Origin of the sequence: Psychrosphaera saromensis (assembly GCF_002954545.1) — a bacterium.
Taxonomy (GTDB): domain Bacteria; phylum Pseudomonadota; class Gammaproteobacteria; order Enterobacterales; family Alteromonadaceae; genus Psychrosphaera; species Psychrosphaera saromensis.
The window spans coordinates 3,248,560-3,273,821 of the sequence record NZ_MSCH01000003.1; the positions used below are offsets into that span (position 1 = coordinate 3,248,560).

General features: G+C 37.6%; 27 protein-coding genes and 2 tRNA genes. 14 read left to right on the forward strand and 15 right to left on the reverse strand.

The window, feature by feature from the left end; translation table 11 throughout:
* The first annotated feature begins 53 nt into the window (after window positions 1-53).
* Window positions 54-656, forward strand: a complete 603-nt coding sequence (locus BTO11_RS14625; protein ID WP_105053292.1) for an AhpA/YtjB family protein — start codon at window positions 54-56, stop codon at window positions 654-656.
* A gap of 96 nt (window positions 657-752) precedes the next feature.
* On the opposite strand, the gene BTO11_RS14630 is transcribed toward BTO11_RS14625, so the two are convergent.
* On the reverse strand, window positions 753-1,556 hold the full coding sequence (locus tag BTO11_RS14630) for a TatD family hydrolase (protein ID WP_105053293.1): 804 nt from the start codon (window positions 1,554-1,556) through the stop codon (window positions 753-755).
* A 307-nt stretch (window positions 1,557-1,863) separates the two neighbouring features.
* Entirely contained in the window at window positions 1,864-2,508 is a 645-nt protein-coding gene (gene pdxH, locus BTO11_RS14640) for a pyridoxamine 5'-phosphate oxidase (protein WP_105053295.1), read from the reverse strand.
* A gap of 182 nt (window positions 2,509-2,690) precedes the next feature.
* On the opposite strand from pdxH, the gene BTO11_RS14645 reads away from it, so the two are divergent.
* Window positions 2,691-3,215, forward strand: a complete 525-nt coding sequence (locus BTO11_RS14645) for a gamma carbonic anhydrase family protein (RefSeq protein WP_105053296.1) — start codon at window positions 2,691-2,693, stop codon at window positions 3,213-3,215.
* A 58-nt stretch (window positions 3,216-3,273) separates the two neighbouring features.
* Here BTO11_RS14645 and BTO11_RS14650 read toward each other — a convergent pair whose 3' ends face one another.
* On the reverse strand, window positions 3,274-4,071 hold the full coding sequence (locus BTO11_RS14650; protein ID WP_105053297.1) for a thioesterase family protein: 798 nt from the start codon (window positions 4,069-4,071) through the stop codon (window positions 3,274-3,276).
* 212 nt (window positions 4,072-4,283) lie between these two features.
* Here BTO11_RS14650 and BTO11_RS14655 point away from each other — a divergent pair, with 212 nt between their 5' ends.
* Entirely contained in the window at window positions 4,284-5,366 is a 1,083-nt protein-coding gene (locus tag BTO11_RS14655) for a methyl-accepting chemotaxis protein (RefSeq protein WP_105053298.1), read from the forward strand.
* Window positions 5,367-5,465: 99 nt separating this feature from the next.
* Here the strand turns inward: BTO11_RS14655 and BTO11_RS14660 are convergent, their stop codons facing one another.
* From BTO11_RS14660 to BTO11_RS14670, 3 genes are all read right to left on the reverse strand, one after another.
* Window positions 5,466-6,503, reverse strand: coding sequence for an AI-2E family transporter (locus BTO11_RS14660; RefSeq protein ID WP_229793280.1), 1,038 nt, complete (start codon window positions 6,501-6,503; stop codon window positions 5,466-5,468).
* A 619-nt stretch (window positions 6,504-7,122) separates the two neighbouring features.
* A tRNA-Ser gene (locus BTO11_RS14665) sits at window positions 7,123-7,214 on the reverse strand.
* A 45-nt stretch (window positions 7,215-7,259) separates the two neighbouring features.
* Window positions 7,260-7,351 (reverse strand) — tRNA-Ser (locus BTO11_RS14670).
* A 316-nt stretch (window positions 7,352-7,667) separates the two neighbouring features.
* Between BTO11_RS14670 and BTO11_RS14675 the strand changes: the two genes are divergently transcribed.
* From BTO11_RS14675 to trxC, 6 genes are all read left to right on the forward strand, one after another.
* Window positions 7,668-8,333 carry a Bax inhibitor-1/YccA family protein gene (locus tag BTO11_RS14675; RefSeq protein WP_105053299.1) on the forward strand — a complete coding sequence of 222 codons (666 nt, stop codon included), beginning with the start codon at window positions 7,668-7,670 and terminating at the stop codon, window positions 8,331-8,333.
* Window positions 8,334-8,513: 180 nt separating this feature from the next.
* Window positions 8,514-8,873: a sulfurtransferase complex subunit TusD gene (gene tusD, locus BTO11_RS14680; RefSeq protein WP_105053300.1), complete on the forward strand. Its 360-nt coding sequence runs from the start codon at window positions 8,514-8,516 to the stop codon at window positions 8,871-8,873.
* A 14-nt stretch (window positions 8,874-8,887) separates the two neighbouring features.
* Window positions 8,888-9,244 (forward strand): sulfurtransferase complex subunit TusC, encoded by a 357-nt coding sequence (tusC, locus tag BTO11_RS14685; protein WP_181135926.1) that lies wholly within the window; start codon window positions 8,888-8,890, stop codon window positions 9,242-9,244.
* A gap of 10 nt (window positions 9,245-9,254) precedes the next feature.
* A complete protein-coding gene (gene tusB, locus BTO11_RS14690; RefSeq protein ID WP_105053302.1) occupies window positions 9,255-9,521 on the forward strand; it encodes a sulfurtransferase complex subunit TusB in 267 nt (88 codons plus the stop codon).
* A gap of 104 nt (window positions 9,522-9,625) precedes the next feature.
* The gene (locus tag BTO11_RS14695) at window positions 9,626-9,955 is read left to right on the forward strand and encodes a TusE/DsrC/DsvC family sulfur relay protein (protein WP_105053303.1); all 330 of its coding nucleotides are present in this window, start codon (window positions 9,626-9,628) and stop codon (window positions 9,953-9,955) included.
* Window positions 9,956-10,032: 77 nt separating this feature from the next.
* On the forward strand, window positions 10,033-10,467 hold the full coding sequence (gene trxC, locus BTO11_RS14700; RefSeq protein ID WP_105053304.1) for a thioredoxin TrxC: 435 nt from the start codon (window positions 10,033-10,035) through the stop codon (window positions 10,465-10,467).
* 98 nt (window positions 10,468-10,565) lie between these two features.
* Here the strand turns inward: trxC and BTO11_RS14705 are convergent, their stop codons facing one another.
* Window positions 10,566-10,919 carry a VOC family protein gene (locus tag BTO11_RS14705; RefSeq protein ID WP_105053305.1) on the reverse strand — a complete coding sequence of 118 codons (354 nt, stop codon included), beginning with the start codon at window positions 10,917-10,919 and terminating at the stop codon, window positions 10,566-10,568.
* Between the two features lie 101 nt (window positions 10,920-11,020).
* Between BTO11_RS14705 and add the strand changes: the two genes are divergently transcribed.
* A complete protein-coding gene (gene add, locus BTO11_RS14710; RefSeq protein ID WP_105053306.1) occupies window positions 11,021-12,019 on the forward strand; it encodes an adenosine deaminase in 999 nt (332 codons plus the stop codon).
* Between the two features lie 244 nt (window positions 12,020-12,263).
* On the opposite strand, the gene BTO11_RS14715 is transcribed toward add, so the two are convergent.
* From BTO11_RS14715 to prmB, 5 genes are all read right to left on the reverse strand, one after another.
* A complete protein-coding gene (locus tag BTO11_RS14715) occupies window positions 12,264-12,548 on the reverse strand; it encodes a YfcL family protein (protein ID WP_105053307.1) in 285 nt (94 codons plus the stop codon).
* Window positions 12,549-12,615: 67 nt separating this feature from the next.
* Window positions 12,616-13,809, reverse strand: a complete 1,194-nt coding sequence (locus tag BTO11_RS14720) for an ATP-NAD kinase family protein (RefSeq protein ID WP_105053308.1) — start codon at window positions 13,807-13,809, stop codon at window positions 12,616-12,618.
* Window positions 13,800-14,402, reverse strand: coding sequence for an elongation factor P hydroxylase (locus tag BTO11_RS14725; RefSeq protein ID WP_105053309.1), 603 nt, complete (start codon window positions 14,400-14,402; stop codon window positions 13,800-13,802). The genes BTO11_RS14720 and BTO11_RS14725 overlap by 10 nt, the downstream gene beginning before the upstream one ends.
* A 188-nt stretch (window positions 14,403-14,590) precedes the next feature.
* Window positions 14,591-15,688 carry a chorismate synthase gene (aroC, locus tag BTO11_RS14730; RefSeq protein ID WP_105053310.1) on the reverse strand — a complete coding sequence of 366 codons (1,098 nt, stop codon included), beginning with the start codon at window positions 15,686-15,688 and terminating at the stop codon, window positions 14,591-14,593.
* A 105-nt stretch (window positions 15,689-15,793) separates the two neighbouring features.
* Window positions 15,794-16,729 (reverse strand): 50S ribosomal protein L3 N(5)-glutamine methyltransferase, encoded by a 936-nt coding sequence (gene prmB / locus BTO11_RS14735; RefSeq protein ID WP_105053311.1) that lies wholly within the window; start codon window positions 16,727-16,729, stop codon window positions 15,794-15,796.
* Window positions 16,730-16,921: 192 nt separating this feature from the next.
* On the opposite strand from prmB, the gene smrB reads away from it, so the two are divergent.
* Window positions 16,922-17,512, forward strand: a complete 591-nt coding sequence (gene smrB / locus BTO11_RS14740) for an endonuclease SmrB (RefSeq protein ID WP_105053312.1) — start codon at window positions 16,922-16,924, stop codon at window positions 17,510-17,512.
* 17 nt (window positions 17,513-17,529) lie between these two features.
* Here smrB and sixA read toward each other — a convergent pair whose 3' ends face one another.
* The gene (gene sixA, locus BTO11_RS14745) at window positions 17,530-18,012 is read right to left on the reverse strand and encodes a phosphohistidine phosphatase SixA (RefSeq protein WP_105053313.1); all 483 of its coding nucleotides are present in this window, start codon (window positions 18,010-18,012) and stop codon (window positions 17,530-17,532) included.
* Between the two features lie 523 nt (window positions 18,013-18,535).
* Between sixA and BTO11_RS14750 the strand changes: the two genes are divergently transcribed.
* Window positions 18,536-21,253, forward strand: coding sequence for an insulinase family protein (locus tag BTO11_RS14750; protein WP_105053314.1), 2,718 nt, complete (start codon window positions 18,536-18,538; stop codon window positions 21,251-21,253).
* Window positions 21,254-21,600: 347 nt separating this feature from the next.
* On the forward strand, window positions 21,601-23,646 hold the full coding sequence (locus tag BTO11_RS14755; protein ID WP_105053788.1) for a sensor domain-containing protein: 2,046 nt from the start codon (window positions 21,601-21,603) through the stop codon (window positions 23,644-23,646).
* A 34-nt stretch (window positions 23,647-23,680) separates the two neighbouring features.
* On the opposite strand, the gene BTO11_RS14760 is transcribed toward BTO11_RS14755, so the two are convergent.
* Window positions 23,681-23,884 (reverse strand): hypothetical protein, encoded by a 204-nt coding sequence (locus BTO11_RS14760; RefSeq protein WP_105053315.1) that lies wholly within the window; start codon window positions 23,882-23,884, stop codon window positions 23,681-23,683.
* Window positions 23,885-24,048: 164 nt separating this feature from the next.
* Window positions 24,049-24,378, reverse strand: coding sequence for a hypothetical protein (locus BTO11_RS14765; protein WP_105053316.1), 330 nt, complete (start codon window positions 24,376-24,378; stop codon window positions 24,049-24,051).
* Window positions 24,379-24,682: 304 nt separating this feature from the next.
* Between BTO11_RS14765 and msrA the strand changes: the two genes are divergently transcribed.
* Entirely contained in the window at window positions 24,683-25,225 is a 543-nt protein-coding gene (msrA, locus tag BTO11_RS14770; RefSeq protein ID WP_105053317.1) for a peptide-methionine (S)-S-oxide reductase MsrA, read from the forward strand.
* The last annotated feature ends 37 nt before the right edge of the window (window positions 25,226-25,262 follow it).

Here is a 25,262-nt window from a genome sequence, read left to right on the forward strand (position 1 = left end):
TTTAATCCAGAAATGCGCAATATTTAAAACTATCTCATATAAATAAGAATCTGATGAGTAAAAAACTTACTTATATTAAAACTTCATCGTTAAATCGAAAGTTCACACAATTGGTCACAGCCTTTGTTTTATTAATCGTTACTATTAGTCTTTGGCTAAATGTTAGTAGCTTAGGTAAAGCTATGCTTGAAGAAAATTCAATAGTATTGGCTGAAAACATATTACTGCAAACATCCAACAGCGCTCGTACTTATATTTCGCAAGATGATATTAGCTCATTAGATGACTTAACCGACTCGGCACTTAAGTCTGACTACATCTTAGAAATGGTTATTTATGACGACAAAGGACTTGTGTTAAGTCAAAGCGATAATGCTTTCACCACCAAAGAACGTTTTATTACTGAATTAAATAAAGATGTTGAGATTTTATTGCCAACACCATTTGTTAAAGAAGTTCGTAATGAAGACAATGAGTTACTTGGTTTTGTTCGAATTACCGTTTTAAAGAAAAACTTACAACAAAGTGGCAATTTGTTTATTCATAGAATTAGCCAACAAATTATATTACTCGCGTGTATTGCCGGCTTAATTGGGTATTTGTTCACTATCGGCTTACGTCCATTCTCTTCACACTCATACTTTGTAAAAGAGTAAGCTTTCTTTACTGACAATTAACTTTACCCGGTAGTAGCTTTGCTCGTACTGGGTAGAGTCGACAATCTTTATATATCTAGCCTTTATACATCTAGCCTAAATGCCAAATACCTCTTTGGTATTTGCGCTAGTGATCTCCGCAACCTCTTCAACCGAGCATGAAAATAACTCAGCAACCGCTTCTGCAACCTTAAGAATATTCTGTGGTTCATTGCGCTTACCTTGTTGGCCAAACAAAGGCATATCTGGAGAGTCGGTTTCCAATAAAATATTGGATAATCCCACATTTAAAACACTTGCCCGTGTTTTACTGGCTCTTTCATAGGTGATCCCGCCACCAATTCCTAACTTAAAGCCTAAATCAATATACTTTTGAGCATCATTAACATTGCCAGAAAACGCATGTATAACACCGCCGAATTCTGGTTTTAATTGCTTAAAGCATTGTTGAATTAAATGATGGGTTTTTCTGTGATGAATAATTAATGGCTTATTAAAACGGTTTGCTAACTCTACTTGCGCCATAAAGACTTGTTGCTGTAATGGCATATTGTCAATTGTCGCATCTAATCCACATTCACCAACGGCAATGACAGATTTTGATTGCAACAAACTTTCAAGTTGAGTTAAGTCGATTAATGTCTTTTGATCTGAAACCTTAGAGTCTGAAATATTAGCATCTGATACTTGAGTATCTAGAAACCAAGGATGTATACCAACCGCGCAATAAACATTATCAAAAGCTTGAGCCAGTTTAAGCTGTTTACCCCAACGTTTACTACTTACCCCAGGTATAATAAATGAAGTCACACCTTGGAGCTTAGCGCGATTTATCACAGAACTTAAATCACTTTCAAACTCAGAAAAATCAAGGTGACAATGGCTATCAATCAATTGCATTTTATTCGACTCATTATTTATTGATACCTAAGGCTTTAAGGCGGAAAGGCGATAGGGCTGTAAGGCTGTAAGCTGTAAGCTGAAAGCTGTAAGGTTTTAAAGCTAGTTACTCGTACCTCGAAACTGCTTTTCCCTGCTTTTCCCTGCTTTTCCCTGCCTTTCCTCGCAACTCGAACCTCGTCCCTCGAAACTGCTCTAACCCGCTTTACCCTGCCTTTCCTCGTAACTCGAAGCTCGTCCCTCGAAACTACTTCCCCTGCTTTACTCTGCGTTTCCTCGTAACTCGCCACTCGAAGCTGCTCTTAATTCATGGCGCCAAACGTTGCTTATCCCAAGTTGTGTTATCAAGGTTATTACGGCTATACATAATTCGGTCGTGCAGTCTAAATTCGCCACCTTGCCAAAACTCAACTTTATTTGGTTTTACTCTAAATCCGCCCCAAAAATCAGGAGTTGGCATTTCACCTTGGCTAAACTTATGCTTCATCCGTTCAAATGTTTCCATCAACATGGTACGAGAACTAATTGGGTGAGATTGCTTTGATGCCCAAGCCGCTAACTGGCTCTCTTTTGGACGAGAAATAAAATAAGCCATATTTTTTTTCGTACTTAACGGCTCAACCTCGCCATACACTATCACTTGTCTTTCAAGTGCATGCCAAGGGAAGTGCAAAGATATTTTTTTGTTATGCTTTAATTCTTGTGCTTTACGGCTACCTAAATTGGTAAAAAAAACAAAGCCATCTTCATTACTGTCTTTTAGCAAAACAATACGCTGAGATGGTTGTCCCTCTTCATCTACCGTTGCAACAACCATAGCGGTTGGATCTGGTAGATTGGCATCTATTGCCTGCTTTAACCAAGTGTCAAACTGAGTCATAGGATGAGCAGCAACATCTTGTTCGCTTAATTCACCCTGACAATATTCACGTCTTAAATCCGACAACTTCATTAAATACTCCAAACTTTTATTATCTGTAGTTCTGTTTAAATTATGGCGATTGCGCATAACAAACAATATAAATTGAGTATATGTTAAGTTAATAATTCAAGACAGACGTTTAATACAATTGGTATCAAATTATGCTAATTTACTAGGGGCTGTTTATCTTTAACAACAGGAGATCATCCCCTATGCTTTATCAAATAAACGGGAAAAAGCCAGAGTCTAAAACTGAAAGTTACTTTATTGCTAATAGCGCTGATGTTATTGGTGAGGTTAACCTTGGTGATCAATCCAGTATTTGGTTTCAATGTGTTTTAAGAGCCGATAATGCGGCCATAAATATAGGCGACAACACCAATATTCAAGATGGCTGTGTACTGCACGTAGACGCTGACTTTCCAATAAACATAGGTACGAATGTAACCGTTGGTCATAAGGTTATGTTGCATGGCTGTCGTGTTGGTAATAACAGTTTAATTGGTATGGGTGCCACAATATTAAATGGCGCAGTTATTGGTGACAACTGTATTATTGGGGCTGGAAGTTTAATCACTGAAAATAAAAACATTCCAGATAATTCTTTAGTAATGGGAGTTCCGGGCAAAGTAGTAAAGCAAATAAGTCCAGACCAAGCTAAGTTACTGACTCAGTCTGCACTGCATTATGTCGAAAAGGCCAAGCTCTACGATGAGCAATTACAGCCTTTACGTTAATCCAACTCCAGTGCCATAAACGGCAAAGAGCAATACAACGGCAAGTAAGCCGACCTATTTATGCGAATACGGTGACTACTTGTCTAGATAAAGCTAATAAATTGCCGTCTTGATCCCAAAACTTAGCTTCTTCATGACCATAACCATCTTGGATATGCTGAGCTTCAGTTTCGCTGGCAAACCAGGCTGCTGGGTCTAACGGTAATTTAGGGTTAATAAATTCAATATCCCAAGACATGGTACTGGCAGGCGCTGGCAACCTTAACATTTGTAACATGGTTGGAGGCCACGCATCCATTAATGCAATAAAATAAGCCATACGCATTGTTTTTGGCGCTTTTGAATAACGACTCCAACCATGTAAAGCGGCCTCTTCACTTTTACCTAATCCAAAACTACCTTTGTGTAATGACAAATTATAATGCTGAATAAAAGCAGGAACTAACTTAGGGATATTAGGAATATAGTTGCCTTTTTTAGGCACATCCATTACATGTTTATCTGTGGCTTTACTTAATAACTTAGAATCGCGACTCATCCCAAAACATATTTGAGCCATCACGCCAACTTGGCCATTTTGACAAACCTTAGCTAACAATTGAGTAACATTTCTACCGGTACGAAGTACCTCAGCCGATACCACAACTGGCTCATCCCAATTTAACGGTCCAACAAAGTTACAATGCAAAGATCGTAATGCCCTGTCATCATCAATTAAATTCTCAGCGGCTTGATATGCTAACGCCGTTGTTATTCCGCCAAACAAGGTTCTACCTTGTCCCCACGCTTTTGGAACGTTAATAATGTACTCTGTTTTTACTTCATCAAACGCTTCAAAAATAGAATCGATACTCATAGTCAAATCCCCAATGTTAATTAGTTACTGCCCTGTTTAATTATTATAAATACAGAGTTCTGGTATGACCACGAGTTTACCTAACTTTTAAAATATTAGTAGTCATAAAACGGTACTGTATCGATAAATAATTCCGCCTTAACTTGTGTTTTTGGGATTCTTAAACGATAACTTTAACTACCATTGATCATTAAGAATGAGAATCCGCAAGAATGTTTGTATCACAAAAAAGGTTTGATAGTGTTGCTTCTGAAAACGCTCAATTAAAGTCACAAATAGAGCAACTACTTCAGCAGGTTCAAAATTCCGAACAGTTAATATCTGAACAGCAAGATAACGCAAATAAACAAATTACCGGTAATGATGATTTTAACAATGATATTTTAGAGTGTGCGATTGACTCTATCGAACAAGTCCAGGGCGTAAGAGAAACCGTTTTTGATTCATTTCAACAAATTAAACAAGAAAGTGAATCAATTAGCGATATTAATGAGCTCTTTGAAACATCATCCAATACATTAAAAACTATCGTCAGTGGCATGAATGGATTAAGCACTCAAATGGGCTCTATGACATCAAATATATCAGGCTTATCCGAAATGGCGGATAAGATTAATACGTTTGTTTCAACCATAGCCAAAATTTCCGACCAAACAAACTTACTAGCATTAAATGCAGCAATAGAAGCCGCTAGAGCGGGTGATGCGGGCCGAGGATTTAGTGTTGTTGCCGATGAAGTTCGTGCATTAGCGAGTAATACGAGTGAGTCAGCTAATGAAGTCTCAGAACTTGTAAGTGAAATAATTCGCTCAACCAGTGAAACGGTCACTTCAGTCGACTCTATTCAAAAAACCAACGACGAATTAACATCCGGAGTTAACACTTTAGACTGTGATTACGCTCAGCTTATTCAATATTCCAATACGATGAAAGATACGATCACCGTCGCGAGCATTCAAAGTTTTATTCAAACGGTAAAACTCGATCACGTAGTATGGAAAGGTGATATTTATGCAGTAGCCGCAGGATTTAGCGCTAAGTCAGTAAACGATTTTGCAGATCATAATAGTTGCAGACTTGGTTTATGGTATACCTCTGAAGGCAAAGATATGTTTGTTAACAACCAAGCATTTAATCAATTAAGTGAGCCACACAAACAAGTACATGAGTTTGGCGTAGCAGCACTAAAGTCCTTTAGCTCTGGAGATAAAATCAAAAGTATAGAGCTTTTAAAACAAATGGAAGTGGCTAGTAAAAAAGTGATGAATTTATTAGATGCGTTAGGAAAAAGTTAAACGCTTTACTTTTTGTAATGTAAAACGTGAAGTAATAAACAATACTCCACGTTTTTAATTCTAGCGAGTTACCAAGTTGTAAATGAGCTAACTTTAGCCTTACAGCTCTTTAGAGCTACTATCACCAAGTAATACAGCTAACCATTTACTGTCGTCGTTAGCCTCAAGAGCAATTTTAACTATCATAGTTAAAGGAACCGATAACAACATTCCAACAGTCCCGAGTAACCATCCCCAAAATATTAATGATAAAAATACCACAAGCGTAGATAAGCCTAATCCACGTCCCATATATCTAGGTTCAATTAAGTTACCCATCACCATATTTATCGAGACGTAACCTAAAGCGACTAATCCAGCAATACCAGGACCTTGTAATACTAAGGTTAATAACACAGCAGGTACTGCGGCTATAATAGAACCAATATTAGGAATAAAGTTAAACAGGAATGAAAGAACGGCCCATAACAACACATACTCGACGTCTAATATCCAAAGTAAAATCGCCACACAAATACCCGTGGCTAAACTTACCAAAGTTTTAATTGCCAAGTACTTGTTAACAGAATCTAAAAATCGGTCAACGTGCTGCATTTTCATTGTTGGATCAGCTAACGCTATATGAACTTTTTTAGTCACATCTGGAGCTTCAAACAGCATAAAAATAACCGTTAAAAGAATTAAGAATAGATTTGCCATCACGCCACCAAAACCACTTAACAAGTTGCCAACCATAGACATAGCAACGCCAGGGTTAAAGTATTCAGTGAATTGCTCTTTATTAACATCAATATCAAACAAGGCCAGTTTACTCACCAACCAAACTAGTTGAGCCGATAACTTTTCTTGGTACATAGGCATTGAATTTGAGAAGTCATTAAACGATTGGCCAACGACGCCAGCTAAAGATAAGCCAACAATCACCAGCAAAGAAAGAATAAATAACACAGCGACTGAACGCGGAATTCGATAACTAACAAATTTATTAACGAGTGGGTTAGTAATAATAGCTATTACTAAAGCCAACAAAAACGGTATTAATATTGGAGTCGCTGCTTTAATACCCGCTAACATCACGACTAGACATGCCATAACAAATAAAAATTTTGTCGCGAGGTTCATCTCTAACTTGGCCATTTATATCCCTTTTACCTTAATCTGAATAAACACATGCACACTAAAAGATGCGTGGGCAATACTCAAGTAAAAGTTGGCGGGAGTTGCGAGCTTCGAGTTAACGAGTTTCGAGTTTCGAGTTGCGAGAAAAGCAGGAACAGTTTCGAGAAAAGCAGGGACAGTCATGAGTTGCGAGCTACGAGCCTCGAGTTGCGAGAAAAGCAGGGACAGTTTCGAGCTTCGAGTGGCGAGGAATTCAGTTGCGAGCTACGAGCTTCGAGTAGCGAGTTTCGAGAAAAGCAGGAGCTATTTCGAGAGCTTTTAGCTCGCATCTCGTAGCTCGGCTCTCGTAACTCGTAGCTCGTAGCTCGTATCTCGATTCTGGCTCTTAGAGCCTAAACGAAAAAACCCGATACTCGTGAGAGTATCGGGTTATCCGTGTATGGCGGAAAGCGAGGTGTGATTATGAAATACGTCCTTGTATTTCACCGCTTCGCGGCCGCGCTAAAGCGCGTTCTAATTTGTTCCAGACAAATTTAGTCGAACCCTGCGGGGCTTCTCACCCTCGCTAACTTCTATTTTATTAAGGCTTTAGAACGAAAAAACCCGATACTCGTGAAAGTATCGGGTTATCCGTGTATGGCGGAAAGCGAGGGATTCGAACCCCCGGAAGGTTTAACCCTTCGTCTGATTTCAAATCAGGTGCAATCGACCGAGCTCTGCCAGCTTTCCTATGGTCTTTAAATATCAACAAATACTTGTCGATACTTTTAATAGTGGCGGAGAGCGAGGGATTCGAACCCCCGGAAGGTTTAACCCTTCGTCTGATTTCAAATCAGGTGCATTCGACCGAACTCTGCCAGCTCTCCACTGTGGGGCGCATAATAATGACCTATTAGCCTCCTGTAAAGTCTAAATTCAATATTTTCTAGTTTTTATTGTTTATATGGTCACTTTTAAAACAAAATGGCTTTTTGATAAGCTAATTAGCAAAATAAATGAACAAAACAGCTAATTGATTGTCTTTATAAACTGGACCATATAGTTAAAACGCAATTATTTAGATAGATAATTTAAATAATATGGCTTGAAACAATTAAATTTGACTATATCTATTGACCAAGGCAACCGTTTAATGAAAACTAGCCTTAGATAAAAAAATGTTAAATTAACAGGAGTTCTTAAATGAACAACAGAACAGCATACCAAAGTGAATCTACTTCAGTACTGCAAACAAATAAAGTACTTAGAAGTACTTATACTCTATTAGCAATGACATTAGCATTTGCAGCAGCAGTTGCTGGCGCAGCAATGGCATTTAACTTACCTCACCCAGGTTTAATCATAACCTTAGTGGGTTTTTACGGTTTACTTTTCCTAGTTCATAAAACAGCAAACAGCTCAACTGGTCTACTTTCAGTTTTTGCTTTCACTGGTTTCCTTGGCTATACACTAGGACCTATATTAAATATGGTCATAGGTAATGGCGGTGGCGACATCGTTATGCTTGCACTTGGTGGCACAGCATTAACTTTCTTTGGTGTTTCTGCTTACGCATTAACAACTAAACGTGATTTATCTTTTTTAAACGGCATGATGATGGCTGGTTTTTGGGTATTAATTGTTGCAATAATTGCTAACATGTTTTTACAAATACCTGCGTTGTCATTAGCAATTAGTTCAATATTCATTTTGTTCTCATCTGGCGCTATTTTGTTACAAACAAAATCAATAGTTGATGGTGGCGAAAGAAACTATATTTTAGCAACGGTTACTTTATTCGTTTCTATCTATAATATTTTCTTAAGTCTTATCCACATACTTACAGCTCTAGGTGGTAATGACGATTAATCGTCATTCACTTAGAATAGAAAGGCTTAGTATTTACTAAGCCTTTTTTATTGCCTAAAATTTACCTTCCAAAGTAACCTGCCCTATTCATATATCAATCCAGCACAATAAATAGATTCGCCTAACCGTTAAAATCACATACAATAGCCACAATTTAATTGATTGAATAAACTTTCTGTTATGGCAAATTATTTACTGATGCTGCATGGAACACCTTGGTCAAACCAAACTGTATTAAGCGCTTGTCAATTTGCACAAGCCGCACTTGAATCTGGCCACACAATTAGCGCTATATTTCTGTACCAAGATGCGGTGTTAAATGCCATCAACACCCTTGATATTCCGTCTGACGAACTTAACGGTCAATCGCATTTATTACAGCTCAAGAATGAACACGACATTAAACTTATGTTGTGCGTTACTGCAGCTGAAAAACGTGGGTTAACAGATAAAAACATTCATTCTGAGTTTACTATTTCAGGCCTTGCCGAATTTGCCGAGTTAACAACTCAGGCAGACAAAGTCATTCAATTTAAGTGAGGTGTATTGTGCCTGTGAAAAATATTCTTATCATACACACTCAGTCCAGTTTAAATGACTTACAGGGCAAAGAAGCCCTTGATTTAAGTTTGATTTTTGGTGCTTATGAGCAAGAAGTTTCTGTGTTGTTCTATCAAGATGGCGTGACTCAGACCTTAGCCAAACAAACACCAGAATTGATTGACCAGAAAGATTACTTATCCACCATCAAAGCACTTGGTATTTACGACATTGATCACGTTTTTGCCTGTGATAACAGCTTAAATGATCTCGGTTTATCTCAAAATGAATTGATAGCTGGAATCGAAAAAATATCACTGCCAGACATTCAGCAGTTAAAGTCTAACGCCGATCATATTTTTGTGATTTAAGGGCTATACAATGACAAAAAAAACATTACATTTAATATTCTCCCTTGATGGTTGGCAAAAAGCGAAGCCTTTGCTCGACAGTGACGATAAGGTGTTATTTTTGCAAGATGCGGTTTATCAGTTACAAGCCAACTTAGCGATTGAGACAACGAGCCTATACGCACGTGAAATTGATGTTAGTGCAAGAAATATAAACCCTGCAGATAACATCACCATAATTGATGATGCAACATGGGTTGAATTAACCACCGCGGCACACAATGTAATTAGTTGGTAGTTAGCACTATCATTAACTTAATACTTACCAGGTAAGTAACTGATTAACTAACTAGCTAACTAATTGACAACATAAGCCATACGAGAACCAGCAGAGTAGTAAATATGATTGAATTTAACGGCCAAGAGTTTGCAACAGACAAACATGAATATTTAGTAAACTTGTCTGATTGGAGTGAAGAACTGGCTTTGCATATTGCTGAATTAGAAAATATAACCATGACGGACAATCATTGGGAAGTGGTTAACTTTGTTCGTGATTTTTATAAAGAGTTTAAAACCAGCCCTGCCATTCGTATGCTAGTAAAAGCCATGGCAAAACAGCTTGGAGCTGATAAAGGAAATAGTATTTACTTGTATAAACTTTTCCCTAAAGGGCCAGCCAAGCAGGCTACTCGTATAGCAGGACTGCCGAAACCGGCTAAATGTATTTAATCACGGTTTATATATAACGATATTCTGGTATAAAAGTCCGTGCCATAAAAATAAACAACCGAAGTGAGAGTAAGTAAATGAGTGAACCTGTCCATATAACCTGTAGTCATTGCATGGCAAAAAATCGTTTGCCTGTTGAAAAAATAAATCAGGAACCGACATGTGGTAAATGTAAGAAATCGATTCTGGTTGACGCTCCAATTGCATTGACGGATCAAAATTTTCAGCGTTTCATTCAAAATAACGACTTACCGGTTATTGTCGATTTTTGGGCAACTTGGTGTGGACCATGTCAAATGATGGCACCTTTGTATGCTCAAGTATCTAGCAATATGAAAAGCCAAGCCCGTTTTGCTAAAGTCGACACTGAACAAGCTCAACAAGTGGCGGCTAATTTTAATATAAGAAGCATTCCTACTCTTATCGTTTATAAAGCAGGAAAAGAAGTTGCTCGACAAGCAGGCGCTATGGATAAAACGTCGTTGACTAATTGGGTAATTTCGCAGCTGTAAGAAGCAAGGCTCGAGTAACGAGCGCGGGAGGCACGAGTAACGAGCTTCGAGAAGCGAGCGCGAGTTTCTAACTTATCCTTATCCCAAGTTCATTCTATCTACTTGTCGGACCAAACTGCATATTCGTTACCGGTAGTATCGGTAAAGTGAAAACGACGTCCTCCTGGGAATTCAAAGATAGGTTTAATGATCTTACCTTGATGGCGTTCAATATTGTCCGCTATTTTGGTTAAATCATCACTATAAAACACCACCAATGCAGAGCCATTATCAATAGAACAATGCTGCTCTGATAAATAAAAACCACCGTCTATACCTACATCTTTAGAAAATGAACAATATTCAGGGCCGTAATCTACAAATTCCCAGCCAAACACGTCACTAAAAAATTGCTTGGTTTTGGTTATATTTTTAGATGGTATCTCTAAATAATTTATTTTTTCATTACTCATGCGCTTTCACTCTCTAGTTTTGCTGTTACGATGTTATACTTTTTTAGCAACACCTTTTAACAACGCCTTTTAACAACACCATAGCATAGAGTTTAAATTAGATGATTGACCAATATTTACCACTTGTAGACTTACACCGTCATTTAGACGGCAATATCAACCCAGCAACTATCTGGGACTTGGCGCAAGAGCATAATATTAAACTCCCAGGTAATACTGTTGAAGAATTCACCCCTCATGCTCAAATCCAAGATCAAACTTCTGACTTGTTAGCATTTTTGAAAAAATTAGATTATGGCGTCTCGGTTTTAGCTAACCTTGATGCGGTTTATCGTGTTGCTTATGAAAATGTAAAAGACGCAAAACAACAAGGTTTAGATTACACAGAGTTACGATTTTCGCCATATTATATGGCTGAAGCGTTCAAACTAAACATAGCTGAAGTGGTTAATGTTGTTGCAGATGCAGTATCTACTGCAAGTAAAGAATTTAACGTTAAGACTAATTTAATTGGTATTTTAAGCCGCACTTATGGCGCTGATATTTGTAAACAAGAGCTGCAAGGGATCTTGGCCCATAAAGACAAGATCACAGCACTTGATTTAGCCGGTGACGAATTAAACTACCCTGCCCACATGTTTGTTGATCATTTTAAACAAGCTCGTGATGCCGGTTTAAAAATCACTGTCCATGCGGGTGAAGCAGCTGGTCCTGAGAGTATTTGGAATGCGATTAACTTATTAGGCGCAACACGTATTGGTCACGGTGTGGCAGCGACACAAGATATGAAGCTAATGGATTATTTACGTGATAACAACATTGCCATTGAGTCCTGTCCGACTTCCAACTATCAAACGGCTACAGTACAAGATTTAACAAAACACCCACTTAAAACCTTTTTAGACCATGGCATCATAGTTTGTTTAAATACTGACGATCCTGGTGTATCAAACATAACGCTTGAGCATGAATATAATCTTGCTACGAACACGTTAGGCTTAACACAAGCTGAATTAAAGCAGGTACAAATCAATGGCGTGCATGCAGCCTTTTTATCCGAGCAAGAAAAGCAGGCATTGATGACAATCAAGAAAGGTTAAAGTTGCGAGGACTTTAGTGTCGAGTGTCGAGTGTCGAGTGTCGAGTGTCGAGTTTCGAGTTTCGAGTGTCGAGTGTCGAGTGTCGAGTGTCGAGTGTCGAGTGTCGAGTGTCGAGTGGCGAGTTTCGAGTTGCGAGTTGCGAGTTGCGAGAAACAGTATTGAATTATTGCTGCTTGTGCAACTCGTATTTTCTATTGGATATAGCTAGTAAGTATCTCTAGTTTTAAATAGTTAAAATATAAATTTATTTGGATACATGAACTAACAAAGAATTTAAAACTGTATTTACTGCTTTAATATCGTCTTGTTCTAACTCGCCATTTCTTATTGCTTTGTTAACACTACTAGTGATGTTTTCAACCACTTCATCTAATGTTAATTCTGTATGTTCTAACATAGCAGTACCGACGACTAGGTCTACATGACCTCTTAAATAACCACTTGCGAACAACTCGTCGTCTGTTCCATTTACAACAAACCCATCAAAATATTCTTGAGCTGTGTCACTAAGTTGTTCTAGATTTAACATTCTTTAACCTTATTCATATTCGCTGATTTAAACGAGCTGTTTATCGTTTTGGATTTATAAATTGTTGCTATAACTCTTCGTATCCAACTGGATACAATACTTGGTCGTGATAACCGGTGATCACTTTTATATGGCCTGATAACGATTTATCTAATGCCAAATCACCAGTATCCACTATTAATGGACGACCATTTAATGCTTTTAGTTTTGTTTTAGTGGCAATCACTAATATGTTTTCTTTGCCTATTTTTTTGAGAACTTCTGGGCTTAACTGCTGATTTCCGCGACCAAATATATGACCTTGCCCACCAATTAAAGTAATAACTAGTTTTGTGTTCTCATCAATTATGCTTAACAATTCACGTGCAATAACATCTTGTTTTAACAAACCCTGATCTTGAATAACATCGACACCTAACAAGGTATTATCTAAACCTAACTCTTCCATCACATACGCAACTGTACTGCCTGAGCCCATAATGTAGGTTTGTTCGGGTTCCATTAATTCTATTACGTGAGCAGCAATATCAGCTAATACTAATTCGTCACTTTCTTTGCCGCCCATTTTTACATTTTGAATAAAACGTAACTCGCTTGGCACAGAGAGTTCACCGTAACGGCGTGCTTTTACAATGCCTTGGCGGAACTTTTCTTCATCAATGTCCATCACATCGGCATCAGACACAGTTACCAACTCACCGGATACCAACATTTGTAATACACGCCCTGCCGCTTTTGGGGTAATTGCGTAAACACCTGAGTGGATTTTACAGCCAGCTGGAATACCTAATACCGTTGTATGCTCCTCAATACCTGACGCTTCAACTGCCGCGCAAATATTACGAGCCGTGCCGTCACCACCGGCAAATAAAATAAGATCTAAATTCAGCTCAGCCATGGCTTTAGCTGCGTTTTCGGTATCTTCATAAGTGGTTACTTTTGAGCCTGGCGTATAAACAACAGAATGAGCAAAACCTAGCTGCTGACAAAGCGTTTGTCCCATATCGCCAGCGACGGTAAATATATCAACTGAGTTGATATGCTCAGACAACATGGACAAGGCAATAGACGCTCTAGCATTGGCTTTTTCCTCTGCTCCTAAGGACTTAGCGAGTTCTGCCGTATTTTCCCCGTCAGAGCCTTTTAAGCCAACGCTGCCACCAACACCAGCAATTGGATTAATGATCAGACCGAGTTTAAAGTTAACTTTACCTTTGTGAGTTGTAGGCGTTTCGATTTGTATATCTGAGGTTATTGGCATGAGACTTCCTTTTGAAAGGATGGAATAAATTGAGTTATCGATGTTGGAATCGCTTTTTGATAACGAACGGCCAGTTTAGTCATTAGCAATTGAGCTCTTGCTGGAAAGCCATGTTCAAGATAGTGACTAATTTGCTGCAGTATTTTTTGTTCAAACGCTTTGCTATCTGGCTGATTGCCAAACTCGTCGCCGGATAAATTATCGCAACTAACATTAAATTTAAAACCTGCAGATAAACACAAGGCCCATTCAATCGACTGAGGCTTTATTTCTGCTTGTTGAAATGCTTTTTGCTGGTCCGCAGTTCTACCGTCAGGGCAATACCAATAACCAAAGTCAATTTGTGTACGCCTTTGCTCTCCCGCTAAGCACCAATGAGAAATTTCGTGTAATGCACTGGCGTAATAACCGTGCGCAAAGACAACTTGAGCATAATCTTGTGCAGGAATATTAATATCGGTTTTGCCAGCAGGAAGGTAAATTGGTTCATCGTTGCCTTTAACTAACTTAGTATTAAACGACTCAAAAAAGCAGTCATCAAACAAGTCAATGATGTCTTGAATATGATGTTGTTGCTCGGCTAAGTCAGCCATTGAATTTTCAATTATTTGATAACAGTCAGGCACGAGAATATAGACACAGTTCGTAATTAATTTTTGTAGCGGCATTATACCTAAGCAAAACACGCTGAACCAATATAAATGTGTATTTTGGATAACCGTCTCATATTTTAACCTTTGTGTTAAAACACTAAGTCAGTTATCCAACTATACAGTTTGGCTTATTTACTTGCTGGAATAACCGGTGTATCTACAACCACATCGGCGTTTTGTGCACGGTTACGTAAGAAGTGATCCATTAACGTTATCGCTAACATAGCTTCCGCAATTGGAACCGCTCTAATACCAACACAAGGGTCGTGACGACCTTTGGTTATAAGTGTTTGGCTTTGTCCATTCACATCAATAGTTTCGCCTTCAACACTAATACTAGACGTTGGTTTTAATGCAATGTGCGCAACTATGTCCTGCCCGCTTGAAATACCACCTAAAATGCCACCAGCATGATTAGACTTAAAACCTTCAGGCGTTAGTTCGTCTCTGTGCTGTGAACCATTTTGTTCTACAACGTCAAAGCCATCACCAATTTCGACACCTTTAACCGCGTTAATACCCATAAGAGCTTTGGCAATGTCAGCATCAAGTCTGTCAAAAACAGGCTCACCTAAACCAACAGGTACGTTCTTAGCCACAACCGTGATTTTAGCGCCGACAGAGTCACCTTGTTTTTTAAGGTCACGCATGTATTCGTCCCACTTTTCTATTGCATTGGCATCAGGACAAAAGAATGGATTGCTTTCAATAATTGATGTATCAACCGTTTCAATCGCAATTGGACCTAGTTGGCTCATATAACCAAAAATTTCTAAACCTAATTTGTTTTTCAACCAGGCTTTCGCAAACGAACCTGCGGCAACTCGCATGGCGGTTTCACGTGCTGAAGAACGACCACCACCACGATAATCGCGGTTTCCGTATTTGTGATGATAAGTATAATCGGCATGACCAGGACGAAACTTGTCTTTAATATCTGAGTAATCTTTTGAACGTTGATCGGTATTTTCAATGACTAAACCAATAGACGTGCCCGTTGTTTTACCTTCAAATACACCACTTAAGATTTTAACTTCGTCGGCTTCTCGGCGTTGCGTTGTAAAACGTGAAGTACCAGGTTTACGTCTATCTAAGTCTACTTGAATGATAGCTTCATCAATTTCTAATCCCGGAGGACAGCCATCGATAATACAACCTAAACCTAGCCCATGACTTTCGCCAAAGGTGGTAACCTTAAATACTTCTCCAATGGTATTTCCAGCCATTTTCAGCCCTTTTAAATTAATCTATTTTTTATAATAAGTGTTCTGATTTACAAAGTCGTGTTTTGCTTCTGCTTCTGCTTCTACTTCTAGTTACTTGATTAATGATTAGTCATTAGTAAATAACGATTTATGCTCAACAAGCTGTGCTTTAGTGAGTGAAAACACACCTAAGCCACCATGTTCAAATTCAATCCAGTTAAATGCAACTTGTGGGAATTCAGCTTGTAGGTGGATCATTGAATTGCCCACTTCTACAATTAATACACCGTCATCGGTTAAATGATCGGCAGCTTGTGCCAATATAGTACGCGTAATGTCTAATCCATCATTGCCACTGGCTAAACCAATTTCTGGCTCATGATGAAATTCTTCTGGCATATCATCAATGTCTTCAGCATCCACATAAGGTGGGTTGGAAACAATTAAGTCATACTGCTGGCCACTTACGCCTGAAAAGACATCTGACATAATAGGAACAACTCTATCCGCTACATCTAATCTATGAATGTTTTCATCGGCAATCGACAGTGCTTCTGGACTAATATCTAATGCGTCAACTTGAGCCTCTGGGAATGCATAAGCACACGCGATGGCGATACAAGCGGAACCTGTGCACAAGTCCATAATACGATTTGGCGCATGATTAATTAAACCATCAAACTGATTTCTAATTAATTCACCTATTGGTGAGCGCGGCACTAATACACTTTCATTTACGTAAAATGGTAAATCGACAAAGTAAGCAAGATTAGTTAAATACGCCGCTGGTTTTTTGGTGCTGATACGTTGGCAAATTAAATCTACAATAGAACCACGTTCTGACAGGGTTAAATTAGAGCCTAATATTTCAGCATTTAATTGCGGTGGCATATTTAGCGCAAAGCTCACTAAAGACAAACATTCATCCCAAGGATTATCGGTTCCGTGACCATAATATATGTCTGAGGCATTAAAACGGCTTACACCCCAACGTAAAAAGTCGTGTACTGTTTTTAATTCTTCAATTGCTTCTTGTGCCAAAACTTCTAAATTTGATTCCATCTTTTACCTAACTAATTTACATAACCGACTGGTTTTATTTACTATATTCTACTGAATTTATGGTACTTATACCGAATGCATACACATGTTTGTAACAAACAGGCGTATTTTATATTGGCTGATGCCCCACCTTAACTTACAATAACAAACCTATGATTCTCATATCGCTAATAAACTGACTAAGGTGTTCGCATGTCTAAATTTGAAGATGAACATCATCATCAACTTGATGAAGATTATTTTACAAATGCCATGCAAGGGATTAAGCCTCTTAAGCAAGACAAAATACACTTTGGCAAAGACAACAGCAAGCAAAACAAAGTGCTACAAGTAAACAAATATGAAGATGATAGAACCAGCGATAATAAGCCAAACCTTAAAAATCCAGCGGTCTTTCATTTTTCTGACCAATATGAGCCGTTAATCTCATCTAATAAGACGCTAAGTTATATAGAGGATGGCTTTCCAGCCTATTATACTAAATTGTTAAGACGCGGCGATGTTCGTCCAGAAATGATCTTAGATTTACATGGCTACACCAAAGAACAAGCAAAGTTTGATCTCGCGGCCATGATCAAAGAATGTAAAATTAAACATATCTGCTGTGCTTGTGTGGTTCATGGAGTGGGTGGTGGCATTCTTAAGGCAAAACTGCCTCATTATTTAGTGCAGCACCCTGATGTTATTGCATTACATCAAGCACCTTTAGAATGGGGTGGACAAGGTGCGATTGTATTTATGATTAATATTGGGGAAGAGTTGGAATATATATTAAATAGATAAATGGAAACTATCTAAGCTTAAAGCATTTGCTCTGGCGCTAATAAGGTTTGTAATAACCCCGACCATTTATCTAAATCAATTTTTATTTTAGCCACACCAGCTGTCGCCATAATCGGTGTATATCCTGTCAGCTCACCAATACAATAACTCACTAATGGCATATGAGAAACACAGATAATATTGGTATCTTTACCGTCTGCCTCTTCTATCTTTGCTAATACATAATCAGTCACACGTTTAGCATCGCCTTCTGGCGTTAACTCAGTGATCACTTCTTCACGTGCACACGGGATGCCTTGTGACAAAATAATATCTTTAGTTTGTTGCGCTCTAATGTATGGGCTGGCATAGACACAGTCGAAATTCGCAACCTGAGTTTTTAACCACAAAGCAGTACGTTTAGCTTCCCATTTACCGTGCTCAGTTAACTCACGTAACTCATCGGCTTTGGTCATAGGTTCGGCTTCGCCATGTCTTACAATATAAAGATAAATACCCATAAAAATTCCGACAAATATAGGGGCTGTTTATCTTTCATTTTAAACAACGTTGAGTGGAAAATTATTCCCAATCAAGGCATAAACATCATTCTTAAATGCAGTGATTAATGGATTAAATAAGTATGTTTATAACAAAGAGTGGGGATAATTTAACCTCAACCCGAAGGGCTGGGTCTATTTATCACCCCAACTTCGTTCTTGTTATTTTAGCCAGACACTTAAATAGAACCACTATTTGCGAGTCTTCTGCCTAGCTGGATGCAACAAATAGCCGCCAGCGTTGCTTAAAATGAAAGATAAACAGCCCCTAGTTAAAAGTAGCTAATAAAAATCTAGGCTGCAATATAGTCAATTCAGCTTTAATACGCCACCGTTATATTAAAATATAGCGTACATTTTATTAGGGGTTGTGTCCTTTAGACTTTATGCTAATGGAAAGCTAAATAGCCTCTAGTATTTTTCGGTAAATACGCTAGGATATTTTAACTCTAATACGTATTTAATCATCCCCTAAGGCAAGGCATTGAGAATTAGTCCAAACGACACTAAAACCTATCACAGTTTTACCATGTTAAATGGTATTAAAGTGTTAATTATACATTCTCCAGAGGCCCATAAAAGTGCTTGTTCGTTAGTGGTAAACACAGGTAGTTTTGATGATCCAACCGATCGCCCAGGCTTTGCCCATTTTGTTGAGCATTTGTTGTTTAACGGAAATAAGAAACATCCGCAACCTGCTCAATTAAATGATTTCATTGCTAAACATGGCGGCCATACTAATGCATGGACGGCGACCGAACACAGTAGCTATCATTTTGATGTTCAAACAGAGATGTTTCAACCAGCATTAGATTACTTTTCCAATATGTTTATTGAGCCTTTATTTACCGATGAAGCGATTAAAAAAGAACAAAATGCAATTCATGAAGAGTACAAACTTAAATTAAAAGATGACAGCCGTCGAATTCAACAAGTACATAAAGAGACTTGTAATCCACAACACCCATTTCATAAATTTACCGTTGGTAATAAACACACACTAGCGGATTTACCACAACGTCCGGTAAAAGATGAATTAGTGCAGTTTTGGCAAACACATTACCAAAGCCAATTTATGACCTTATGCCTTGTTAGTTCATTACCCATTGATGAATTAAAAAATACAGTCACTGAATTATTTTCAGAAATAAAAACCATAGATGCGACCAAGGCTAAACCGCCGCTTGATACTGATTTATATCGCCTACAAGATGTTGCTCAGTTTATTGCAATTGAACCGGTAAAAGAGCTACATAAATTAAATATTACTTTTCCGTTACCAGGCATAGATCAATTTTATAAGAGCAAAATCATCAGTTTTATTGCTCATTTAATTGGTGATGAAGGTGAAGGCTCGTTATTTGAAAGATTAAAAGAGTTAGGACTGATAAATGCGTTAGCCGCCGGCAATGGTATTTCAGGCAGTAATTTCAAAGATTTTAATATTTCGTTGGAGCTTACTCACGCAGGTGAAGATGATTTAGAAGTGGTACTCAACGAAGTTTTTGCTTATTTGAATTGGATAGCCAAGCAAACGGCTCCAAGCTACTTATATAATGAACAAAAAAAACTCACTGAAATAGGCTTCCAATACAAAGAAGATATTAAACCATTAGCTCTGGCAAATAATATTGTCATGAACATGCAGCATTACGAGGTAGATAATTATATCTACGGTGATTATTGCATGGAAGGATATTCAACAGCGCAGTGGCAAGAGTTCTTTAATTACATAACCGCTAACAATATGCGATTAACCTTAGTTAGCCAAAATATACAAACGGATAAACAAGCACAGTGGTATCACACACCTTACTATGTTGAAGCTTTATCGAGTGAGCAAATAGCCCAACTCAATTCTCAAACCTGTTCTGAAAGCCAGTACCATTTTCCAGTTAAAAATCCTTATTTAACCAAAAACATAAAGCTAGAGTCACCAGACTTTGATAGTCAAACACCTTTAAGTATTGATACTGAACTGGGCTGGCAAGCTTGGTTTAAACAAGATGTTAGTTTCCGTGTACCAAAAGGCACAATCTATCTCGGCCTGGACTTGCCGTTTGGTACTCAGTCAAAGCCTCATCAAGCCATGATGCGCTTTTATTGTGATCTATTTATGGATACCGTTTCAGAGCAACATTACCAAGCTGAAATGGCGGGTTTGCATTACAATTTATATGCCCATAATGCCGGTATGACCTTATACACATCTGGATTAAGTAGTAATCAAGATAACTTAATACTGACCTTGTTAGATAACATGCTAACGATAAAATTCACCAAGATGCGCTTTAAAGAAGTTAAACGACAACTGATCAAACATTGGCGAAATGCAGAAACCAATAAACCTATCAGCCAATTATTTTCATTATTAAACTCTAAGTTAATGCCTAGTACAGCCTCATCAAGTGAACTGGCTATTGAATTAACTAACGTCACCTTTGAGCAGTTTGAAACGTTCTGTACTGAATTATTCTCTAAAATGTTTGCAGAAATATTGCTGTATGGCAATTGGACAACCGCCCAAGCTAAAAGTATTAATAAAAAGCTAAAATCACGCCTTAAGTCTTACCAGAAAGTGATTGAACTACCACGTTCGATTACCGCATTACCCGATGCAGAACGACTCTACTTTGATAAGCCTATTAAACATAATGACAACGCTGCTCTGTTATATATTCAAGGGACGAATAAAGTCGACAATATAAAATATGATTACATGGAGAAAGCGGCTTTTATATTAATTAGTCAGATACTTTCACCATTTTCGTTTGATTATTTACGCACCGAAAAACAATTGGGCTACCTAGCAGGTAGTGGTTATATGCCACTGTGTAATACCCCTGGACTTGTCATATACATTCAATCTCATGACTATGCCAGTGACATATTAAACAGTAACATCAACGATTGTTTAGCCACTTTTGTTAAAGAGATTGAGGCAATGGACATTGATGATTTAGAGCAACATAAGCAAGCGGTTATCCATCAGTACAATGAATTAGCAACGAACTTGAATCAAAAGTCTCAGCAATTGTGGGTATCTATAGGAAACCAAGACTACAGTTTTATGCAAAAACAGATAATTGCGATGGAGATATCAACCATTACTAAGCCCCAATTAATCCAGTGGTGCAAAAATAAATTAAACAAAGATAACGTACAAGGGATCCAACTAGGCTCGGTAAGTTCGGCTAACTAGCGGCTACTTACCATAAAACGTACGTTTTCTTGTTAAAAATTAACCGATTAATCTAGCTTCTATCAGTGTTTTTAATCTGTCACGTTATTATTTTGACATTCAACATAGTTATAAGTTAGATTCAGATACAGTATTAATTTTTTGTTGTAATAATATTGATATTCCCACTTAATAAAAATTATAAATTTGTGGCTGCATTATTGACTTTAAGCTTTAGTTCTCTCACCCAAGCCCGAGCACAAGAAGAAGGTACACCTGTACTTTTGTCTAATTTTCTCGACATCCCAGTTTTATCAATATTCATCATATCTTCCGTTGTTATTGTTGTTTTCTTACTTTATAACCTAATGCATTTTAGGCGCTACCAATCCAATATTACCGCCAGCGAAGAAAGGCTAAAGCTTTCTCTTTGGGCTAGTGGTGACGAGATGTGGGATTGGAATATTACAGATGGCACCTTATACAGAACCAATGCAAATGGTGTTTACACTTTACCATCCGTTGACTTAGATACATTCCCGCCAAATCAAGACCTTATTCACCCAGCTGATTTATCCCGAGTCGTCAAAACATTACAACAACACTTAAATGGTGAAACTGAATCATTTGAATGTGCTTACCGATTAAAATCTGATAATGATTCATGGAACTGGGTATTGGATAAAGGCAAAGTTGTCAGCTTTGACGATGACCGCCCTAGTCGAATGACGGGAACGTTTAAAGATATTCATCAACTTAAAAAAATTGAAAACGATCTTAAAATTTTTGCTCAAAGTATCGAAAGTATTGCTGAAGGCGTGATCATTTTTGACGCACAGTTAACGGTTATCCACATAAACCCTGGCTATGAAAATATTACCGGTTTGTCAGCGAGTAAAATTGAAGGTTCAAAATTAAAGTTCAAAAAAGTCACCATGACTTTAGCACAAGAAATAAAATCTGAAGTGGATAGATGTGGTAACTGGCAAGGCGATATCTCTGGACACGCTAAGTCTGGCGGTTCTTATATGGCTTATGTCACAGCTAATTGTATTAAAGATGAAGAAGGTAAGATAACTAATTACGTCGCTATCATTTCAGATACAACAAAAAGAAAGCGTACCGAAGCTAAACTCGTGAAAATGGCAAAAACTGACACCTTAACTGGTTTGCCTAACAGAAATGCCTTTTTTAATAACCTGCAAAAACAAGTATCTAAAAACGCCCCTACCGCTGTATTAGTTTTTGACTTAGATAACTTTAAAAAAATTAATGACTCAGTTGGTCATCAACTGGGTGATGAATTACTTAAAAAAATTGGTAATCGGATAAAGCCACTTTCTGGCGATGACAATACGCTATACCGCTTAGGTGGTGATGAATTTGCATTTGTCATGGAAGGTACAAACGATATTCATAAGGTTACCTTAATAGCTAAGCAGATATTAACTTTGCTATCGACCGCCTACAGAATTAGCCAACATGAATTTGTTATTGCTGGCAGCATAGGTATCGTCTTGTACCCTGATGATGGATTAAAGCCTGAGACATTGCTTAGAAATGCCGATACAGCCATGTACCACGCTAAAGCCGAGGGCAACAAATACCTATTTTTTAATAATGAAATGAACAAACAAGCGGTTAAACGACTGCAAATAGAGAACTTGATCCGTCATGGCTTAAAAGAAGATTATTTTGAAGTCTATTATCAGCCTAAGACCAGTTTAAAGTCAGATCAGCTTGTCGGAATGGAAGCTTTAGTTCGTTTTATCACCCCAAAAAAAGGCTTAATAAGCCCTAATGTCTTTATCCCAATTGCAGAAGAAACGGGCCAAATAATTGATATTGGTGATGTTGTATTGCGTAAAGCATGTATTGATATGAAAAAGTGGATTGATAAAGGTGTGATCAAAGGTCGTGTTGCGGTTAATTTATCAGCCCGCCAATTTACTCTGCCTGACTTAACCGAAAGGATTGATAATATCCTGTTAGAAACTGGCTTATCGCCACATAACTTAGAATTAGAGATCACCGAAGGTACGGTTATGGATAATCCTAAACACGCCATAACTATTATGCATCAGTTAAGAGAACGTGGCATTCATTTGGCTTTGGATGATTTTGGTACTGGCTATTCTTCTTTGTCGTATTTACGCAAATTCCCTCTCAATACATTAAAAATTGATAAAGCATTTGTTGACGACTGTGGAACCAATATAGGTAAAGCTATGATTGATACTATAGTGACTATCGCGCGGAATTTAAGTTTGTCGACGGTTGCAGAAGGCGTTGAGACCCAAGAGCAGAAAGATCTAATGACATCAATGAAATGTGACTCTATTCAAGGCTATTTATATTCAAAACCGTTATCAGCAAAAGAATTCTCTCGTTTTGCTAATAAACAAAATAAATAGTCTCGACTTACCAATCTAACCACAGTTGATGTGGTTAGGCGTTAAATCTTACAGAATCTATTTCAGTGTATTTCAACAATGCCATTTTACGTTTAACGTTAAACATAGGCCAAATTATCGGGCCGAAACACATACCAGCAATAAACCAGTTTTTTTCTGACATACCATTCTTCATTGCTTCAATCGCAACATAAATAGAAAAGCAAAAAACAATTAACATAATTAATAAGATTAACATTCACACCACCATTACAAATTATACTAACTGTATTATAAAGGTTAGCTAAAAAGATAAAATCGGGGATGTCCCTATAGTGAACATTAAGTTTGGACTGTAATACTGAATTTTAGATATAAAAAAAGCCAGTAAACTGGCTTTTCTTTAGAACAACAATTGTTATATTAAATATAACTTTGTTGATGCACTCTAATGAACAATGGACTATCCGGTTTTGAATAATCTACTTTATATTCTTTTCCATTTAGACATTGTACAAACAATAAGGTTTTTGGCTCACCAAAAGAATCCGGAGACGAAATATTAACAACTTCACAATACGCATCTTTTGCTTCACGTCTGTTCCTAGGAACAATACCATCGTAAATGGCTAAACCGTTTTGAGTCACTTTAACTACCGGCAGCCCAACTTCACTTACCAGTAATAAATCTAATTTTCTTATTTTGTGAATGACGGTATTACGTCCACTTATGATATAGGCAACTTCAGACATACTATTTTCTCTACGCTTTCTACTTTTTGATAAATAATCTTCACCAACTCTAGTCTTATAAACTAGATTGATCAAGCCTACGATTTAACTTCTCGTTTAATTTCTCTATAGTTTAGAGGGTTTTACTAAACTGTTATCGATTAAAATGGCTTAAATACATAATAAATCGACAAACAAATAACACACCAGACTATTATAGCTCGAAATCGGTTACAAATAGGACAACTAGTTTTAAATAATTTCATTTATCTACTTTGATTAATACATTAAAGTGGTAACAGTTAAATAATTAGGGATACGGTATATGGCTAACATTAAATTAGCAACACTAGGTGGCGGATGTTTTTGGTGTATTGAAGCCGCTCTTAATTCAGTTGAAGGTGTGCTTAAAGCAATCTCTGGCTACTCAGGTGGCGCAATAGAAAACCCGACGTATCAACAGATATGTCAGGGTGATTCCGGTCATGCTGAAGTCATACAAGTTGAATTTGACCAAGACATCATTAGCTTTGAACAATTACTGATGTTTTTTTTCCAATTACATGACCCAACTCAGTTAAACCGACAAGGCAATGATATTGGCACTCAGTATCGCTCGGTTATTTACTACCACGATAATGAGCAGCGATTGGAAGCAATGAAACAAATTTCAGAGATGAACAATCTAAAAATTTGGCCAAGTCCTGTTGTGACTGAAATATCACCAGCATCGACCTTTTATCCAGCTGAGGATTATCATCAAAACTACGCCAATGAAAATACCGAGCAGCCGTATTGTACTTTTATTGTGGCACCTAAATTAGAAAAGTTTAAATATCAATTTAAAAGCTACCTGAAAAACACATAATTTTGCTAGAATTACCTTAATAAAAATAAATTACTCA

Bases quoted from the DNA above. Each gene is read 5' to 3' on its own strand.
- BTO11_RS14625 (WP_105053292.1), top strand. From the start codon at position 54: ATGAGTAAAAAACTTACTTATATTAAAACTTCATCGTTAAATCGAAAG.
- BTO11_RS14630 (WP_105053293.1), bottom strand. From the start codon at position 1,556: ATGCAATTGATTGATAGCCATTGTCACCTTGATTTTTCTGAGTTTGAA.
- pdxH (WP_105053295.1), bottom strand. From the start codon at position 2,508: ATGAAGTTGTCGGATTTAAGACGTGAATATTGTCAGGGTGAATTAAGC.
- BTO11_RS14645 (WP_105053296.1), top strand. From the start codon at position 2,691: ATGCTTTATCAAATAAACGGGAAAAAGCCAGAGTCTAAAACTGAAAGT.
- BTO11_RS14650 (WP_105053297.1), bottom strand. From the start codon at position 4,071: ATGAGTATCGATTCTATTTTTGAAGCGTTTGATGAAGTAAAAACAGAG.
- BTO11_RS14655 (WP_105053298.1), top strand. From the start codon at position 4,284: ATGTTTGTATCACAAAAAAGGTTTGATAGTGTTGCTTCTGAAAACGCT.
- BTO11_RS14660 (WP_229793280.1), bottom strand. From the start codon at position 6,503: ATGGCCAAGTTAGAGATGAACCTCGCGACAAAATTTTTATTTGTTATG.
- BTO11_RS14675 (WP_105053299.1), top strand. From the start codon at position 7,668: ATGAACAACAGAACAGCATACCAAAGTGAATCTACTTCAGTACTGCAA.
- tusD (WP_105053300.1), top strand. From the start codon at position 8,514: ATGGCAAATTATTTACTGATGCTGCATGGAACACCTTGGTCAAACCAA.
- tusB (WP_105053302.1), top strand. From the start codon at position 9,255: ATGACAAAAAAAACATTACATTTAATATTCTCCCTTGATGGTTGGCAA.
- BTO11_RS14695 (WP_105053303.1), top strand. From the start codon at position 9,626: ATGATTGAATTTAACGGCCAAGAGTTTGCAACAGACAAACATGAATAT.
- trxC (WP_105053304.1), top strand. From the start codon at position 10,033: ATGAGTGAACCTGTCCATATAACCTGTAGTCATTGCATGGCAAAAAAT.
- BTO11_RS14705 (WP_105053305.1), bottom strand. From the start codon at position 10,919: ATGAGTAATGAAAAAATAAATTATTTAGAGATACCATCTAAAAATATA.
- add (WP_105053306.1), top strand. From the start codon at position 11,021: ATGATTGACCAATATTTACCACTTGTAGACTTACACCGTCATTTAGAC.
- BTO11_RS14715 (WP_105053307.1), bottom strand. From the start codon at position 12,548: ATGTTAAATCTAGAACAACTTAGTGACACAGCTCAAGAATATTTTGAT.
- BTO11_RS14720 (WP_105053308.1), bottom strand. From the start codon at position 13,809: ATGCCAATAACCTCAGATATACAAATCGAAACGCCTACAACTCACAAA.
- BTO11_RS14725 (WP_105053309.1), bottom strand. From the start codon at position 14,402: ATGGCTGACTTAGCCGAGCAACAACATCATATTCAAGACATCATTGAC.
- aroC (WP_105053310.1), bottom strand. From the start codon at position 15,688: ATGGCTGGAAATACCATTGGAGAAGTATTTAAGGTTACCACCTTTGGC.
- prmB (WP_105053311.1), bottom strand. From the start codon at position 16,729: ATGGAATCAAATTTAGAAGTTTTGGCACAAGAAGCAATTGAAGAATTA.
- smrB (WP_105053312.1), top strand. From the start codon at position 16,922: ATGTCTAAATTTGAAGATGAACATCATCATCAACTTGATGAAGATTAT.
- sixA (WP_105053313.1), bottom strand. From the start codon at position 18,012: ATGGGTATTTATCTTTATATTGTAAGACATGGCGAAGCCGAACCTATG.
- BTO11_RS14755 (WP_105053788.1), top strand. From the start codon at position 21,601: ATGCATTTTAGGCGCTACCAATCCAATATTACCGCCAGCGAAGAAAGG.
- BTO11_RS14760 (WP_105053315.1), bottom strand. From the start codon at position 23,884: ATGTTAATCTTATTAATTATGTTAATTGTTTTTTGCTTTTCTATTTAT.
- BTO11_RS14765 (WP_105053316.1), bottom strand. From the start codon at position 24,378: ATGTCTGAAGTTGCCTATATCATAAGTGGACGTAATACCGTCATTCAC.
- msrA (WP_105053317.1), top strand. From the start codon at position 24,683: ATGGCTAACATTAAATTAGCAACACTAGGTGGCGGATGTTTTTGGTGT.